The organism is Streptomyces toyocaensis (genome assembly GCF_000725125.1).
GTDB classification, from domain to species: domain Bacteria; phylum Actinomycetota; class Actinomycetes; order Streptomycetales; family Streptomycetaceae; genus Streptomyces; species Streptomyces toyocaensis.
Genome location: NZ_JFCB01000037.1, coordinates 17,422 through 34,308, shown reverse-complemented (window position 1 = coordinate 34,308; position 16,887 = coordinate 17,422). Strand labels below are relative to the sequence as shown.

The 16,887-nt window shown below is 71.4% G+C and carries 13 protein-coding genes and 1 riboswitch; of the genes, 1 reads left to right on the top strand and 12 read right to left on the bottom strand.

The window, feature by feature from the left end; all coding sequences use genetic code 11:
* Window positions 1–19: 19 nt before the first annotated feature.
* Window positions 20–2,548: an ABC transporter permease gene (locus tag BU52_RS28660; protein WP_037939883.1), complete on the top strand. Its 2,529-nt coding sequence runs from the start codon at window positions 20–22 to the stop codon at window positions 2,546–2,548.
* Window positions 2,549–2,627: 79 nt separating this feature from the next.
* On the opposite strand, the gene BU52_RS28655 is transcribed toward BU52_RS28660, so the two are convergent.
* From BU52_RS28655 to BU52_RS28600, 12 genes are all read right to left on the bottom strand, one after another.
* Window positions 2,628–3,926: an SAM-dependent methyltransferase gene (locus tag BU52_RS28655; RefSeq protein WP_037939918.1), complete on the bottom strand. Its 1,299-nt coding sequence runs from the start codon at window positions 3,924–3,926 to the stop codon at window positions 2,628–2,630.
* Between the two features lie 308 nt (window positions 3,927–4,234).
* Window positions 4,235–5,626 (bottom strand): NAD(P)/FAD-dependent oxidoreductase, encoded by a 1,392-nt coding sequence (locus BU52_RS28650; RefSeq protein WP_078903492.1) that lies wholly within the window; start codon window positions 5,624–5,626, stop codon window positions 4,235–4,237.
* A 444-nt stretch (window positions 5,627–6,070) separates the two neighbouring features.
* A complete protein-coding gene (locus BU52_RS28645; protein ID WP_037939880.1) occupies window positions 6,071–7,012 on the bottom strand; it encodes a Ppx/GppA phosphatase family protein in 942 nt (313 codons plus the stop codon).
* Window positions 7,009–7,554: a DUF501 domain-containing protein gene (locus BU52_RS28640; RefSeq protein WP_037939879.1), complete on the bottom strand. Its 546-nt coding sequence runs from the start codon at window positions 7,552–7,554 to the stop codon at window positions 7,009–7,011. Before BU52_RS28640 ends, BU52_RS28645 begins: the two co-directional genes overlap by 4 nt.
* 31 nt (window positions 7,555–7,585) lie before the next feature.
* A complete protein-coding gene (locus BU52_RS28635) occupies window positions 7,586–8,062 on the bottom strand; it encodes an FtsB family cell division protein (protein WP_037939916.1) in 477 nt (158 codons plus the stop codon).
* Window positions 8,063–8,175: 113 nt separating this feature from the next.
* Window positions 8,176–9,462, bottom strand: coding sequence for a phosphopyruvate hydratase (gene eno, locus BU52_RS28630; RefSeq protein WP_037939915.1), 1,287 nt, complete (start codon window positions 9,460–9,462; stop codon window positions 8,176–8,178).
* A 265-nt stretch (window positions 9,463–9,727) separates the two neighbouring features.
* On the bottom strand, window positions 9,728–10,426 hold the full coding sequence (locus tag BU52_RS28625) for a LysM peptidoglycan-binding domain-containing protein (RefSeq protein ID WP_037939878.1): 699 nt from the start codon (window positions 10,424–10,426) through the stop codon (window positions 9,728–9,730).
* 4 nt (window positions 10,427–10,430) lie between these two features.
* Window positions 10,431–10,599: riboswitch (cyclic di-AMP (ydaO/yuaA leader) on the bottom strand.
* 250 nt (window positions 10,600–10,849) lie between these two features.
* Window positions 10,850–11,734 (bottom strand): transglycosylase family protein, encoded by an 885-nt coding sequence (locus tag BU52_RS28620; RefSeq protein ID WP_435857018.1) that lies wholly within the window; start codon window positions 11,732–11,734, stop codon window positions 10,850–10,852.
* A gap of 262 nt (window positions 11,735–11,996) precedes the next feature.
* The gene (locus BU52_RS28615; protein ID WP_037939875.1) at window positions 11,997–13,280 is read right to left on the bottom strand and encodes a cytochrome P450 family protein; all 1,284 of its coding nucleotides are present in this window, start codon (window positions 13,278–13,280) and stop codon (window positions 11,997–11,999) included.
* Window positions 13,281–13,485: 205 nt separating this feature from the next.
* Window positions 13,486–14,481 carry a nucleoside triphosphate pyrophosphohydrolase gene (locus tag BU52_RS28610; protein WP_037939873.1) on the bottom strand — a complete coding sequence of 332 codons (996 nt, stop codon included), beginning with the start codon at window positions 14,479–14,481 and terminating at the stop codon, window positions 13,486–13,488.
* A 68-nt stretch (window positions 14,482–14,549) separates the two neighbouring features.
* Window positions 14,550–15,194: a SurA N-terminal domain-containing protein gene (locus tag BU52_RS28605; protein WP_037939872.1), complete on the bottom strand. Its 645-nt coding sequence runs from the start codon at window positions 15,192–15,194 to the stop codon at window positions 14,550–14,552.
* 185 nt (window positions 15,195–15,379) lie between these two features.
* Window positions 15,380–16,876 carry a serine/threonine-protein kinase gene (locus tag BU52_RS28600; RefSeq protein ID WP_268747629.1) on the bottom strand — a complete coding sequence of 499 codons (1,497 nt, stop codon included), beginning with the start codon at window positions 16,874–16,876 and terminating at the stop codon, window positions 15,380–15,382.
* Between the last annotated feature and the right edge of the window lie 11 nt (window positions 16,877–16,887).

The window sequence follows — 16,887 nt, the reverse complement described above, 5'->3', positions numbered from 1 at the left end:
TGGACTCGAGAAGACACCCATGTTCCGTACCGCCTTGCGCAACGTGTCCGCGCACAAGGCCCGGCTCCTGATGACCGTGCTCGCCGTGATGCTCGGCGTGGCCTTCGTGTCAGGGACCCTGGTCTTCACCAACAGCCTCTCCGATGCGCTGCAGAAGCAGTCCGCCAAGGGCTTCGACCACGTCGACGTCGCCGTGACCCCCGAGTGGAAGGAGGCCGAGGGCGACAAGGTCGGCGCGTACCGGGAGCTGACCCGCGAGCTGGTCGACGACAGCGCCGCCGTGCCCGGCGCCGCGCGGGCCATCGGCACCGTCCAGGGCTTCACCGCGATCGCCGGCAAGGACGGCAAGCTGCTCGGCGACGGCTTCCAGTCGCAGGGCGGCAACTACTGGGGCACCGACGACCCCCGCTACCCGCTGGTCAGCGGCCGTGCGCCGAAGGGCGAGGGCGAGATCCTCATCGACTCGGAGAGCGCGAAGCGGGCCGGCTACCAGGTCGGCGACACCGTACGGATGTCGGTCGACGGCCCCGTCCTGGAGCCGGTGATCACGGGAATCTTCACCACCGACGACGGCAACGTCGCGGCCGGCGGCAGCCTCACGCTGTTCGACACGGCGAGCGCGCAGAAGCTGTTCGGCAAGGCGGGCACCTTCGACGAGATCGCCGTCAAGGCGAAGGACGGCGTCAGCGAGACCGAGCTGCGGGCCCAGCTGGAGAAGGCCCTGCCCTCCGACGTGGTGGAGACCACGACGGGCACGCAGCTCGCCGACGACCAGGCGGAGATGATCGCGTCCTCCATGAGCGGCCTGAAGCAGGGCCTGCTGGTGTTCGCCGGGATCTCGCTGTTCGTGGGCACGTTCATCATCGCCAACACCTTCACCATGCTGGTCGCCCAGCGCACCAAGGAGCTGGCCCTGATGCGCGCGGTCGGCGCGTCCCGGCGGCAGGTCACGCGGTCGGTGCTGATCGAGGCGTTCGTGGTCGGCGCGGTCGCCGCCGTCGCCGGACTCGTCGCCGGTGTCGGCATCGGCGTCGGGCTGCGCTCCCTGATGGGGACGCTGGACGCGCCCATGCCCGACGGGCCCCTCGTGATCAGCCCGGGCACGATCGGCTCCGCGTTCGCGGTCGGCATCCTGGTGACCATGCTCGCCGCGTGGCTGCCCGGCCGCCGGGCCGCGAAGATCCCCCCGGTGGCGGCGATGAGCGCGGTGCACGCCACGGCGACCACCAAGTCCCTGGTGCTGCGCAACACGCTGGGGGCGCTGTTCTCGGCGGCCGGCGTGGCGGTCGTCCTCGCGGCCACGACGATGGAGGGCTCCGACGGCCAGGCACCCATGGGGCTCGGCGCGGTGCTGCTGATCATCGGCGTCTTCATCCTGACCCCGCTGCTGTCCCGCCCGCTGATCGCGGCGGCCGCCCCGGTCCTGCGCGTCTTCGGGGTCTCCGGCAAGCTGGCCCGGCAGAACTCGGTGCGCAACCCGCGCCGCACCGCGGCCACCGCGTCCGCGCTGATGATCGGACTCACCCTGATCACCGGGATGACGGTGATGGCCGGCAGCCTGCAGAAGTCCATCGACAAGATGGCGGCCTCCGCGATCGAGGCGGACTACATGGTGTCCATGGCGAACGGACACCCGCTGTCGCCGGACGTCGAGAAGAAGCTGGAGCGGGCCGGGGACGTCACCGCCGTCAGCCCGATGCGCAACGCCGACGCCCGCATCGACGGCGAGACCGAGTTCGTGACCGGCGTGAACGGCGCCACGATCGAGGAGCTGACCACCTTCCCGGTCCTGCAGGGCTCCTTCGAGGTCGGCGGCTCGCGGGTCGTGGTGGACGAGGAGACCGCGACGTCCTACGGCTGGAAGGCCGGTTCGGCCTTCACCATCGCCTACGAGGACGGCGAGAAGCAGCGGCTCACGGTCTCCGGCGTCTACGAGGCCAACGAGCTGATCAGGGGCATCATGGTCGACACCGCCGCCCTCGACCCGCACCAGTCGGAACCGGCCGACATGATGGTCATGGTGAAGACCGCCGACGGCACCTCCGACGCGGCGAAGGAGTCGCTGGAGAAGGCCCTCGGCACCAACCCGGCGATCAGGGTCCAGGACAAGCAGGACCTCTCCAACGAGATCGCGAAGATGTTCACCCTGATCCTGAACCTGGTCTACGGACTGCTGGCGATGGCGGTGATCGTGGCCGTCCTCGGGGTCGTCAACACCCTGGCGATGTCGGTGTTCGAACGCTCCCAGGAGATCGGCATGCTGCGGGCGATCGGCCTGGACCGCAAGGGCATCAAGCGGATGGTCCGGCTGGAGTCCCTGGTGATCTCGCTGTTCGGCGGGGTGCTCGGCCTCGGTCTGGGCGTGTTCTTCGGCTGGGCGGCCGGTGAGCTGGTCGGGTCCAGGATGGCGACGTACGAACTCGTCCTGCCGTGGGGCCGGATGGGGCTCTTCCTGCTGCTGGCCGCGGTGGTGGGCGTGCTGGCGGCGCTGTGGCCGGCGCGGCGGGCGGCCCGCCTGAACATGCTCCAGGCGATCAAGGCCGAGTAGCGCCCGGCCGCGGCCGTGACGCGGGCCCCGTCCCTTCCGGAAGGGACGGGGCCCGTCGGCGTGCGGGGCCTCGGCGGCGTCAGTTCCAGGTGCGGGCGCGCAGGGGGAGCGCGGAGGCGCCGGACTCGGGGGTCCGGACGGCGAGGACCTGGTTGACGCCGATGCGGTTGCGCTCGAAGGCGAGGGCGGAGGCGGCCGTATACAGCTGCCAGACGCGCGCCCGTCCCGGGCCGGTGAGGGCCACGGCGCGGGCCCAGCCGGCCTCCAGGTTCGCCACCCAGCGGCGCAGGGTGAGCGCGTAGTGCTCGCGGATCGACTCCACGTCGCGCACCTCGAAGCCGGCGCGCTCCAGCAGGGACACCGTCGTGCCCAGCGGGGCGAGTTCGCCGTCGGGGAAGACGTAGGCGTCGATGAAGGCGTCCACCCGGTACGACGTCTCGTCCCGCTGCGGGCGGCGCGCGATCTGGTGGTTCAGCAGCCGGCCGCCCGGCCTGAGGAGGCGGTGCAGGACGGTGGCGTACTCCAGGTAGCGCTCCGATCCGACGTGCTCGGCCATGCCGATGGAGGAGATCGCGTCGTACGGCCCGTCCGCGACGTCCCGGTAGTCCTGCACGCGGATCTCGACACGGTCGGTCAGGCCCTCGTCGGCGACGCGTTTACGGGCGTACGCGGCCTGCTCCTGGGAGAGGGTGATGCCGACGACGCGCACGCCGTGCTCACGGGCGGCGTGGACGGCCATGGAGCCCCAGCCGCAGCCGACGTCCAGCAGGCGCCCGCCCGGCTCCAGGCCGAGCTTGCGGGCGACGAGTTCGAGCTTGTTGTGCTGGGCCTGTTCGAGGGTGCCCCGCGGGGGCGGGGCGGGCCAGTAGGCGCAGGAGTACACCATCGACGGGCCGAGGACGATCTCGTAGAAGTCGTTGCCGACGTCGTAGTGGTGGCTGACGGCCCGTCTGTCGCTGTGCCGGGTGTGCAGTCCGCGGCGCGGGCGACGGGCCTCCTCCGGGGGCGGGGCGGGCGGCAGGGGGTGGCCCGCGAGCCCGAGGAGGTCCCGGGCGGCGGAGCGGAAGGCGGGGTCGCGCAGGGCCCGGGTGAGCGTACGGGCGTCCCCGTCACGCTCCCAGACGGGGCCGGCGAGCCGTTCCAGGGCGGCGTAGAGGTCGCCCTCGACGGTGAGGTCGCCGGCCACCCAGGCGCGGGCCAGGCCGAGTTCGCCAGGCTTCCACATCAGGTGGCGCAGGGCGCGGCGGTTGCGTACGACCAGGGCCGGGGCGTCCGGGGGGCCTGCCTGGGACCCGTCCCAGGTGCGGACGCGGACGGGGAGGGACGTGCCGAGCAACTGCTCGAGGATGCCTTTCAGCCGTGGGGCGGCGTCTGCCATGGTGTACACCTCCGTGACGGGGAATCCCGGAATGTCCTCACCACGAAAACACCTTCGGCGTGCCCTGGCAGCCCCCGGCGCGCGTCACGTCCGGGCAAAGGACGCAAACGCACCCGCTGGGACGCACGGAGGGCTGCGCCGGCCACCCACCACCCGACCCGGATGCCGAGACGCACCCCACCGGACTGCTCCCCGCCCCGAGGCGGGGCCCCGCGGGGCCGGGTCGGTGGCTGAGCACGTCCCGGGAACGGCGAAGGGGCCGCCCGCACCACGGATGGCGGGTGGCCCCTTCGGGGAGTGACCGGGGGTCAGGAGGCCTTGGCCTCGGTCTTCTTCGGCTCCTGCGGCGCCGCAGCGGGCGCCGGCGCCGGCTTGGCCGCCTCGTAGAACTCCTCGCGCGGCGACTCGATCGCGCCCAGGGACACGACCTCGCGCTTGAGGAACATACCGAGGGTCCAGTCGGCGAAGACGCGGATCTTGCGGTTCCAGGTCGGCATCGCCATGCCGTGGTAACCACGGTGCATGTACCAGGCGAGCCGGCCCTTGAGCTTGATCTTCATCTTGCCCATGACGATCATCGCCACGCCCTTGTGGAGGCCGAGGCCCGCCACCGCGCCCTTGTTGGCGTGCGAGTACTCCTTCTGCGGGAAGCCCCGCATGCCGGAGATCACGTTGTCGCCGAGGACCTTGGCCTGACGCAGCGCGTGCTGGGCGTTCGGCGGGCACCAGGCGTTCTCGTTGCCGGCCTTGCGGCCCACGAGGTCCGGGACCTGGGCGTTGTCGCCCGCGGCCCAGATGTAGTCCGTGCCCTTGACCTGGAGCGTCGGCTCGGTGTCGACGTGGCCGCGCGGGCCCAGCGGCAGGCCGAAGCGGGCCAGCGCCGGGTTGGGCTTGACGCCCGCCGTCCACACGATGGTGTGGGAGTCGACCTCGAGGCCGTTCTTCAGCACCACGTGGCCGTCGACGCAGGAGTCCATCGACGTGGACAGGTAGACCTCGACGCCGCGGCTCTCGAGGTGCTCCTTGCCGTACGCGCCGAGCTTCGGACCGACCTCGGGGAGGATCTTGTCGGCGGCGTCGACGAGGATGAAGCGCATGTCCTCGCGGGACACGTTGCTGTAGTACTTGGCCGCGTCCCGGGCCATGTCCTCGACCTCACCGATGGTCTCCGCGCCGGCGAAGCCGCCGCCCACGAAGACGAAGGTGAGTGCCTTGCGCCGGATCTCCTCGTCCGTGGTGGAGTCGGCCTTGTCGAGCTGCTCGAGGACGTGGTTGCGCAGGCCGATGGCCTCCTCGATGCCCTTCATGCCGATGCCCTGCTCGGCGAGGCCGGGGATCGGGAAGGTGCGGGAGACCGCGCCCATCGCGATGACCAGGTAGTCGAAGGGCAGCTCGTACGCCTCGCCGACGAGCGGGGCGATCGTGGCGACCTTGCGGTCCTGATCGATGGTGGTGACCCGGCCGGTGAGGACCTCCGCCTTGGGAAGCACGCGTCGCAACGGGACGACGACGTGCCGCGGGGAGATGCTGCCGGCGGCGGCTTCGGGGAGGAAGGGCTGGTAGGTCATGTACGACCGCGGGTCGACGACGGTGACGGTCGCCTCGCCGTAACGCATCTTCTTCTGGATGCGCCGAGCTGCGTACAGGCCTACGTACCCACCGCCTACTACGAGGATCCTGGGACGCTCCGTGGTGCTCATGCCATCGAGTATCCACCCGCTTCGGGGGGGTACCTCGTGCGCCCCTTCACAAGCTCCGGCAGGGCCTGTGCTACCATCCCGCGCTTCTTGATCCAGATCACAGTGCGGACCGGGAACCGGAGCATCGCGCGGGGCGTTGTCAATGCCGCGTGAGCTGCCTCTCTGTCGGTTCACGGCGACTGTGAGGCCGGCCGGCCGGTCCGCGCCACGCTTCCGGGCGAAGCGTCCCGCCACCCCTTCTGAACGTGTTCAAAGGGGTGTTGAGGGGCCGAACGGCTCAACCGGACCCACTTCTTCGTTCCGCCGGGGACATTTCCTTGTGAAGAACTTCACGAACTTTCCCGGCGGAGCCGTCCCGAGGGGCTCGCGAAGGCCCCCCGGGGGTCGCTCAAACGCTATCCCGACTGCTCAGCGGAGTGCTACTGGTCAGTAGCAAAAGGAGACCTAGGCCACGGACCAGGCGATGCCGTCGAGGATGTCGTGCTCCGACACCACGACCTCCTCGGCGCCGATCCGCTCCATGACCGACAGCAGCACCAGGGCCCCCGCACCGATCACGTCGACCCGGCCCGGATGCATGGAGGGCACCGCCGCCCGCTCGGCGTGGGTGGAGCGCAGCAGCCACCCGGTGATCTCGCGGACCCGGTCGCGCGAGACGCGGGAGTGGTGGATGGCCTCCGAGTCGTAGGCGGGGAGGTCCTGGGCGATCGCCGACACGGTCGTGACCGAGCCCGCCAGTCCCACCAGGGTGTGCGCCTCACGCAGCGGGACCGTCTCCTCGGCGCGGTCGAGCGCGGCCTCGATGTCCGCGCGCATCGCCGCGATCTGCTCCTCGGTGGGCGGGTCGGTCACGGACCCGTCGCGCACCAGGTGGCGCTCGGTCATCCGTACGCAGCCCACGTCCACGGAGCGGGCGGCGCGTACGTGGTCGTCGCCGACGACGAACTCGGTCGAGCCCCCGCCGATGTCCACCACCAGGAACGGGCGGCGCAGATCCGTCCGGCCGGTCAGCTCCCTGGTGGCGCCGGTGAAGGAGAACTCGGCCTCCTGGTCGCCGGTGATGACCTCGGGCTCCACACCCAGGATGTCCAGCACCCCGCGCACGAACTCGTCGCGGTTCTCCGCGTCACGGGAGGCGGAGGTCGCGACGAAGCGGAGGTGTTCCGCGCCGTGCTCCTTGATCAGCTCCGCGTACGCGCGGCAGGCGGCGAAGGTGCGCTCCAGCGCCTCGGGCGCCAGCCGGCCCGTGCGGTCGACGCCCTGGCCGAGCCGCACGATCGTCATCCGCCGGTCCAGGTCGGTCAGTTCACCGCTGCCCGGGTCGGCGTCGGCCACCAGCAGCCGGATGGAGTTGGTGCCGCAGTCGATGGCGGCGACCCGGGTCACTGGCCGCCCTCCTTCGCCGTGCCGGCCTCGGGAAGCGTCACGCAGGCGCCCTTGCTCCACCACTGGGGCAGCATGGCCAGCGCCTCGTCGCCCAGCGGGTTTACCCCGGGGCCCGCGGCCAGCGAGTGGGCGACCAGCACGTGCAGGCACTTCACCCGGTCCGGCATGCCGCCCGCGCTGGGGAAGTTCCTCAGCTCCTCGATCTCGTCACGGCGCCGGACGTAGTCCTCGTGCGCCGCGCGGTACGCGGCCGCCAGCTCCGGGTCGGTGCCCAGCCGCTCCGTCATCTCCTTCATCACGCCGTTCGCCTCGAGCGTGCCGATCGCGGAGTTCGCCTTCGGGCACGTCAGGTAGTACAGCGTCGGGAAGGGGGTGCCGTCGGGCAGCCTCGGCGCGGTCTCCACGACGTCGGGCTGCCCGCAGGGGCAGCGGTGCGCGATGGCGCGCAGCCCGCGCGGGGGCCGCCCGAGCTGCTGCTTGAAGGCCTCGACGTCGGCGTCGGTGGGCTCGGTCCTGGGCGTCGTGGGTGGAGGGGTTTCCATGCGAGTCTTTTCCGCGGCTTTCGGTGAAGGGTTACTGGCCGGCGGCGTCGGCCTTGTCGACGCCGTCCCAGACATTGGAGTACCAGGGGCGGTCGGCGGCTTCGAGGTCCGTGCGGGACTTCCTGACCGTGCCCGGGTCGATGACGATGTAGCCGGTCTCGCCCGGCATGACGTAGTGCAGCCGCCGGCGGATCTCCTGCTCGGCGTACGCGTCGTCCTGCCAGCGCGCCTTCAGGTCGCGCAGCCGTTCGACCCGCTGCCGGGTCGCGTCCTGCTCCTGCTGGAGGTCGGCGATGTCCGCCCGCTGGGAGACGTACTGCCGCATGGGATAGGCGAGGGCCACGATCAGCGAGCAGACCACCAGGGCGAGCAGCGCCGCCCGCCCGGTCAGCCGGGAGCGGCGGGCCTGGCGTTTGGTCTGCGAACGGTAGACCCGGGCCGCGGTCTGCTCACCGATCAGCCGGATCCTGGTCGCGGTGGAGAAACGGTCCCGGTCCTTCACCGCCATGTTCCGCCTCCGGTTCGCCTTCATACGCGCGTACGTCCCCGCACACGGTACGGGACCGGGTACGGGGACGTACGTACGACGCTGCCCACGCGAGCGCTCAGCCCTGGCCGTGCCTACTTCGCGGAGCGGAACCGCGGGAACGCGCTGCGGCCGGCGTACACCGCGGCGTCGTCGAGGATCTCCTCGATGCGCAGGAGCTGGTTGTACTTGGCGACGCGCTCCGAGCGGGCCGGGGCGCCGGTCTTGATCTGGCCGCAGTTGGTGGCGACGGCCAGGTCGGCGATGGTGACGTCCTCGGTCTCGCCGGAGCGGTGGGACATCATGCACTTGAAGCCGTTGCGCTGGGCCAGCTCGACGGCGTCCAGCGTCTCGGTCAGCGAACCGATCTGGTTCACCTTCACGAGCAGCGCGTTGGCCGCGCCCTCCTCGATGCCGCGGGCCAGACGCTCGGGGTTGGTGACGAACAGGTCGTCGCCGACGAGCTGGACCTTGTCACCGAGCTTGGCGGTGATGGTCTTCCAGCCCTCCCAGTCGTCCTCGAACAGCGGGTCCTCGATGGAGACGAGCGGGTACGCGTCGACGAGCTCGGCGTAGTACTCGGTCATCTCGGCGGCGGAGCGCTCCTTGCCCTCGAAGGTGTAGGAGCCGTCCTTGTAGAACTCGGACGCGGCGACGTCGAGCGCGAGCGCGATCTGCTCGCCAGGGGTGTAGCCGGCCTCCTTGACGGCCTCGAGGATGAGGTCGAGGGCCTCGCGGTTGGAGCCGAGGTTCGGCGCGAAGCCGCCCTCGTCGCCGAGCCCGGTGGCCAGACCCTTGCTCTTCAGGACCTTCTTGAGGGTGTGGTAGACCTCGGCGCCCCAGCGCAGGGCCTCGGAGAAGGACTCCGCGCCGATCGGGGCGATCATGAACTCCTGGATGTCCACGTTGGAGTCGGCGTGCGAGCCGCCGTTCAGGATGTTCATCATCGGCACCGGCAGCAGGTGCGCGTTCGGGCCGCCCAGGTAGCGGAAGAGCGGGAGGTCGGAGGCCTCGGAGGCGGCGTGGGCCACGGCGAGCGAGACGCCGAGGATGGCGTTGGCGCCGAGGGAGCCCTTGTTGTCGGTGGCGTCCAGGTCGAACATCGCCTGGTCGATCAGGCGCTGCTCGGTGGCGTCGTAGCCGACGAGCTCCGGGCCGATCTGCTCGATGACGGCCAGCACGGCCTTCTCGACGCCCTTGCCCAGGTAACGGCCTGCATCGCCGTCACGGAGTTCGACGGCCTCGAAGGCGCCGGTGGAGGCGCCGGACGGGACGGCGGCACGACCCGTGCTGCCGTCGTCGAGGCCGACCTCGACCTCGACCGTGGGGTTGCCTCGGGAGTCCAGGATTTCCCGGGCTACGACGACGTCGATGGACGGCACGAGCATCTCCTTCTTGGATGTGACGCGGGTGAGCAAGGCCACGGGGGTCTTGCGAGACCGAGCCTAACCGGCTCCGGGCGATCGGCCATCCGGCCGCCCATCCCATGGACAGAACCGAGCGTAGATTGTTTCTACACGGAACAAAGGCGGTTCCGGAAACCGTGACCTGAATGCGCCCGAGAAAAAACCCCGCCCCGGTGCGTACGGGGGAGGACGCACCGGGGCGGGGAGCCCGTGGGGGTGGGGAGGGACCTGCGGCGTTCCCTTACTTCAGGTGCAGCTGCTGGCCCGGGTAGATGAGGTCGGCGTCGTCGACGATGTCGTCGTTCAGCTCGAACAGCTCGGCCCAGCCACCCTTGACGTCGTGCTCCTGGGCGATCGTGCTGAGGGTGTCACCCTTGACGACCTTGTACTCGCCGTCACCCTTCTCGACCTTCTTGCCGGTCGGGGTGGTGACGGTCTTCTTCTCGGCCTTCGGCGTGGCCTTCGGCTCGGCGGCCGGGCGCTCGACGGAGCGGGAGGCCTTCTGCTCGGTCTCACGGGTCTCGGTGGAACCGGTGTCCTGCGAGCCCGCCGAGGAGCCGGTGTAGGCGGCACCGGACAGGTTCTTGCCGCAGACCGGCCAGGCACCCTTGCCCTGGCCCGCCAGGACCTTCTCGGCGATCTCGATCTGCTGGGCCTTGGTGGCCTGGTCGGCGGTGGCGGCGTACTGCGTGCCGCCGTAGCCGGCCCAGGTGGAGGCGGAGAACTGCAGACCGCCGTAGTAACCGTTGCCGGTGTTGATGGACCAGTTGCCGCCGGACTCGCACTGGGCGACGGCGTCCCACTCGGAGGCGGTGGCGGCGGAGGCGTTGCCGGCCGCCATCAGCGGGGCGGCGACGGCGGCGCCGGTCACACCGGCGATGGCGATGGCGCGGGTGGCCTTGGACGAACGACGGTGCTTGCCCTTGCCGGAAAACAGCATGGATGGATCCCCTCACCGACGCCTACGAGGTGAGCTGTCGGGTTCGGGCCGGTTGAGTTGCCCGGCCGCGTCCCTCCCGGGACGCGGCTTCACCCCAAGCCGTATCCGGCGTCAACTGCCCGGATGCGGCGCTTACCTGGGTCCCCCGCTCCTGCCTGCGGCGCATGACGCGACGACTGTTCCCGTGCTGCCACTGGCAGGATTCGGCGTGGCGGCAGCCGGGGCCCGCGGTGGCGAGCGGTCACGACCGTAGGCACGCGATCCGCGGAATTTCAAAGACGATCAGGGCTTCTGAGACCTATCTCTCACAGCCTTTAAATCGGACATTCGACGCGAATTATGACGTCAACTGCCGCCTTTCGCGGGCATTTTCAGGCGTCGCCCTCCACCCGCTCCCTCCCCGGCCGCAAGCCCCCGACCCGGCTAGACGATGCCCGGACCGCCGCCGATGAGCTGCTCGTTCACCACGTGGAGCGCGCGCCATCCGTCGTCGGCCGCAAGGGAATCGGTGACCGACGAGAGGCCACCACCGTCACTCTCGTCCGAGGAGTCGCCGACCGTGCCGCCCCAGGCATTGAGTCCGCGCGAGGCGTGCCGGCCGGAGGATTCGGACGCACGGTCCCGCTCCTCGTCCTCCCCGGCGCTGGCGCCGCGATGACGACCGGTGCCCTCGGTGGCGGCCGAAGCATCACCGCTCTGTCCTGACTTGTCCGACTCGCCGCCCTCAGGGCCGGACGAGGGTGAGGACGAAGCGCCGGAGCCGGCGTCCGCGTCACGGTCCGAACCGGCGGTTGGTTCGGCCGAGTTGTCCGGCTTACCCGATTCATCCGTCGACGCCTCCGGGGTCTCCTCCCCGCCGGCGGTCGCCGACGGGGAGACGGAGGGAGAGGACGAAGGGGAGGAAGCGGACGGGTCGCGCGACTCCGACGCATCCCGCGCATCCGTCTCGTCCGATGTCGAACCGTCGGCCACACCCGTGTCGACATCGGCCGGGGGCGCGTCCTGGTCCAGGCCCGCGAGCAGTCCGCACGTGCGCCAGGCGCCGACACCCTGGTCGGCGAGGATCTTCTCGGCCACGGCTATCTGCTGGCCGCGGCTGGCCTGGTCGGGGCTCGACGCGAAGTCCAGGCCGCCGTACTTCTCCCAGTCCTCCTGGGTCAGCTGCAGACCGCCGTAGTAACCGTTGCCGGAGTTCTGGCTCCAGGAGCCGCCGCTCTCGCACTCGGCGACCCGGTCCCAGTTCAATCCCTCGGCCGCACTGGCGCTGCCCGCACCGAGGAGGGGGATGGCGATGGCGGAGCCGGTCACTCCGGCCGCGACGAGAAGAGCCGGAGCCTGACGGGGGCGACGGTGACGACCGTTCCCGGAGAGCATACGGAGACCTTTCACACGACAGCGATGACCGGCGCGGTGAGAAGAGCTCGAGCCACCGCACTTGATGGGTGAACGTATCGGCAGTCGATCACTTGTCACAAGTTAATGCCGCACAGATCACGTGAAGATCACAGAGTTGAAGGTGTGTCATGTTTGCGTTCACCGATCCGGGGGCACGGAAAGGTCGCCTGGTCCGTCACGCGCGCGGAGGGGTGAACTCCACGGGAAGCGTGCGCAGTCCGCGCATGATGAGCCCGCCGCGCCAGCGGAGTACGGCCGGTTCCACCGCGAGCCGCAGATCCGGAAGGCGGGTCAGGAGCGTGGCGAGCGCGGTCTGGCCCTCCAGGCGGGCCAGCGGAGCCCCCAGGCAGTAGTGGATGCCGTGGCCGTAGCCCAGATGCTGGTTGTCGCGCCGTCCGAGATCGAGCACGTCCGGGTCGGCGAAGCGCTCCGGATCCCGGTCGGCGGCGGCCAGGACGACGAGGACCGGGTCGCCCGCCGCGACGCGCTGCCCGCCGATGGTGACCGGTTCGGTGGCGAACCGCCAGGTGGCGAGTTCCACCGGACCGTCGTAGCGCAGGAGTTCCTCGACGCCCGTCTCCAGCAGTCCGCGGTCGCCGGCGGCGAGGGCCCGCTGCAGGCGGGCGCGCTGGCCGGGGTGGGTGAGCAGGGCGTAGGTCCCGTTGCCGATGAGGTTGACGGTGGTCTCGAAGCCCGCGAACAGCAGGATGAACGCCATGGCGGCGGCCTCGTTCTCGGTGAGGTGCTCACCGTGGTCGGAGGCGCGGATCAGGCCGGAGATGAGGTCCTCGCCGGGTGCGGGATCGGCGGGCAGCGCCTCCCGCTTGCGGTGGATCAGCTCGGCGAGGTAAGCGCGCATCTTCTTCACGGACCGGGCCACTCCGCCGCGCGGTCCCCCACCGTGACGGATCATCATGCCCGCCCAGTCCCGGAAGTCGTCCTGGTCCTCGCGCGGGACGCCGAGCAGGTCGCAGATGGCGTAGATGGGGAGCGGGAAGGCGAAGTCGTGGATGAGGTCGGCGGAGCCGCTGTCCGCGAACCGGTCGATGAGTCCGTCGGTGAGCTCCTGCACGCGCGGCGCGAACTCCGCGACCCGGCGCGGGGTGAACGCCTTGCTGACCAGTCGACGCAGCCGGGTGTGGTCCGGCGGGTCGATGTTCAGCAGATGCGTCATCAGTTCCGCCTGGCGTTCGCCGGGGATACCGGTCTTGCCCTTGGCGTGCGCCGGTTCGTCGTGGTGCGCGGGATTCTTGGACAGGCGGTTGTCGGCGAGGGTCTGCTTGGCGTCGGCGTATCGCGTGACCAGCCAGGCCTCCACCCCACTGGGCAGCCGGGTCCTGCGCACGGGGGCGTGTTCACGGAGCCAGGCGTAGGCGGGGTAGGGATCGGCGGCGAACTCCCAGCTGAACAGCTCGGGAACGGGACCCTGCGGGGCGGAGGCGGCGGGCTGGTCATGCATGCGGCGACCCTAACGGGCGGGGAGCCGTACGGCGCGGGGAGCCGTACGGCGCGGGGAGCCGTACGGCGCGGGAGAGCTCCGGTGGCGCGGAAGAGCTCGGGTGGTTGGACGTCGGGCGGGTGCGGGTGCGGTGTGGTTGTTCGCGCAGTTCCCCGCGCCCCTGGCGGGCACGGCACGACGAAGACCCTGCCGCCCATACCCTCGCTCAGCCCTCGCCCCGACCGCCCTCCGCGAAGCGGATGGCGTCGCGGTACGCCCGCGCCGCCGCCCGCAGCGCCGCCTCCGGGTCGACGCCTTCCGCCTCCGCGCCGGCCGCCAGGGCGAGCAGCTCGTAGCCGATGCCCTCGCCCGTGGGGAGGGGGACGGAGAGGCCGGCGGTGCGGACACGGGACGCCAGCTTCGTGGCGAGGGCGAGGGCGGGCTGACCGAGGGGGATGCCGTCGGTCACGGACTCGCGCCGCTTCTCGATCGCCTTCGTGCGCAGCCAGTGCGCCTTGACGTCCTCCGGAGTGTCCGCCGTCTCCTCACCGAAGACGTGCGGATGGCGGTGGATCAGCTTGTCCACGATGCCGCCCGCGACGTCGTCGACGGAGAACGGCTCCTCCGGGTGCTCCTCGGCGATCCGGGCGTGGAAGACGACCTGGAGCAGGACGTCCCCCAGCTCCTCGCGCAGTTCCTCGCGGTCGCCCTCCTCGATGGCCTCGACGAGTTCGTACGCCTCCTCGATGCCGTACTTCGCCAGGCCCCTGTGGGTCTGGCGGGACGACCACGGGCACTCGGCGCGGATGCGGTCCATGACCTGCACGAGGTCGAGCAGACGGGCGCCCGGCAGGTCGTAGGAGGCGGGAAGCAGTTCCAGCTCGGGCATCCGCACCCGGCCGGACCCGGCCAGCCGCGCCAGCCCGTCGGTCAGCGCCGGCTCGCCCTCCCCCGTCGCCACGACCACGACCGTCCGGCCGCCCGCGCAGGCGTCCACGACGTCCTCGGCGGCGGGCGACGCCTCCTCGACGGATATCCCCGCTTCCCGCAGGTACGGCAGCTGCGGATGGGCGGCGTCCGCGCACAGCACCCGGTCGGCCGCGTGCAGGGTCCGCCAGGCCGGCCAGGACAGCAGGCCGGGCGCGACGCGGTGGCTGGTGGTGAGCAGGACGACACGGCCGGGGGCGGCCTCGGGGGTCGGTGCGGGGCTGGTTGCGTTCACGCTCCGAAACTAGCCCACCCGGCCGACGGGCCCCGAGTTGTCCACAGGCCGGTTGTCCACAGGCCCGGTCAGAGGCCCTGCGGCGCCGGGACCGCGGTGACGTCCCGCACCCACGGCGTCTTGGCGTCGACCCGGCTGCTCTTCTCCACGTCCCAGTCGCCGTAGCGCGGGTTGAGGTCGACGTCGAGTTCCTTGCTCGCCTCGGACAGGGCCTGCCAGAACTCGGGCCGGCTGGTGTCGGTGCCGAGCTGCTGGGCGAGCTTCTGTGCCTGGAGCTGGAGGCGGAGGTTCGCGTCGAGACGCTTCGGCGGGATGCCGTACTGCTGGAGCCAGGCGGCCTCCAGCGCCTCCCCACCGCCGGCCTGCTGCTCCAGACCGGACCGCATCTGCTGGACCTGGCGGTCCGTGACCGTCACCCCCGCGTCCCGCGCGGCGCGCTCCAGCACCCGGTCCAGGACCATGCCCTGCAGGGTGTCGCGGGTCAGGCTGCCGGTCCGCGCGATGGCCTGCTGGTACTGCGCCTCGTCCGGTACGGCCGCCCGCTGTGCCGCGCGGACCTCGTCGACCCGGTCCTCGAGCTGCGACACGGTGATCCGCTCCCCGCCGACCACGGCCGCGGCACCGGGGTGCGCGTCGTTTCCGCAGGCGGTGAGCAGGGGTGCCGCCGCGATCGCGGCGGTGAGGAGGAGCGCGGTGCGACGGCGGCGGTGCAAGGAGACCTCCTGAGGAGAGCTTGTGCGGCGGTGCACAAAGTCTTGCGGTGATCGATGGTAGGCATCGGCCAAGCTCTGGCCAACCCATTCGACCAACGATTCACCGGGACTTCCGGCACCGCCCCGCCGCGCCGTCCGGCCGTATGGCCCCTTTGCGGCCCGCTGTCCGGTTATCCCCGCACCCCTTATCCCCGCACCTGGCCCAGCCACTGCAGGGTGCGGCGGATCTCCGCGGCCAGCGGGGATCCGGGGCCCTGGAGGCGCTCCACGTCGTGCAGCAGCCGCACCAGCGTGTCGTGCGCGGCGGCCCGGTCGCCGAGGGCGAGCAGCAGATGGCCGATGCGGCGGCGGACGTCGTGGGCGAGCTGCGGGTCGCCGGCCGCCACGTACTGGTTCTCGTAGTACGTCAGCAGCGCCCGGTACTCGGCGAGCGCCGCGGCCGGTTCGCCGAGCTGCTCCAGGCACTGGGCGGCCTCGTAGCGGTGGCGCAGGGACTGCGGGTCGGCCTGGCCCGCCTCGGCGGCGCGTTCGTCGGCGAGGCGGCGCAGTTCCGGCAGGGCGCGCCGGTACTGGCCGTCGTCCAGCAGGGTGGCCGCGTACTGCTTGCGCAGGGTGCGGACGACCGGGGAGTGCTCTCCGTGCTGGTCGGCGGCGACGGGCAGGATCGAGCCGAGGATGTCGACGGCCTGGGTGATGCGGCCCTCGCCGAGCAGCCGCTTCACCTCGTCCACGGCGGCGGCGACATCGGCCTTCCCCGCCACGGGTGCGGGCGGCGCGGCGGGTGCGGGCTGGGGCGCGGGCGTGCGCGCGCGGTCCGGCCAGGGGGCGTGGGGGCGCAGGAAGGGGCGGGTGGGGTCCAGGGGCGAGCCGGTGGGCGTTCCGCGCGCCGGGAGCAGCCGCCACAGGTGCTCGTAGACCTCCTGCGCGGAGTCAGGACGGTGCTGCGGGTCCTTGGCGAGCAGCCGCAGCACCAGCGACTCCAGGGCCTCGGGCACCTCCGGGCGGATCCGGCGCACCGGCACCGGCGGCTCGTACAGGTGCCGGTGCAGCACCCCGAGCGCCGTGGAGCCGGCGAACGGCACGTCACCGCTGAGCAGCTCGTGCATCAGCACTCCGAGCGCGTACAGGTCGGTGTACGGGCCGACCGCGCCGCCCATCGCCTGTTCCGGGGCCATGTAGGCGGGCGAGCCGATCGGGGTGCCGGTGTGGGTCAGGCGGGTGGTGTCGGCGTCCATCACGGAGGCGACACCGAGGTCGAGCACGGTGACCGTGCCGTCCTGCTTCACCATCACGTTGCGCGGCTTGAGGTCGCGGTGGACGATCGGCACGGCGTGCACGGCGCTCAGCACGGCGCACAGCTGCGCGGCGACCGCCACCGCCCACTGCCACGGGTACGGGTCGTGCTCGGCGAGGTGGTCGCCGAGGTCGGCGCCGTCGACGAACTGCATGACGAGGAACAGCTCCTCGCCCTCGCTGCCCGCGTCGTGCACGGTGACCAGGCCGGGGTGGTCCACCTGGGCGGTCACCCGGCACTCACGCACGAAGCGGCGGCGCAGTTCGTCGGCCTCCTGGCCGGCCACCTTGTCCGGGCGCAGCAGCTTCACCGCCACCCGCCGGTCCAGCCGTTTGTCGTACGCCGTCCACACCTGGCCCATGCCGCCCTGCCCGATGAGCGTGGACAGTTCGTAGCGGC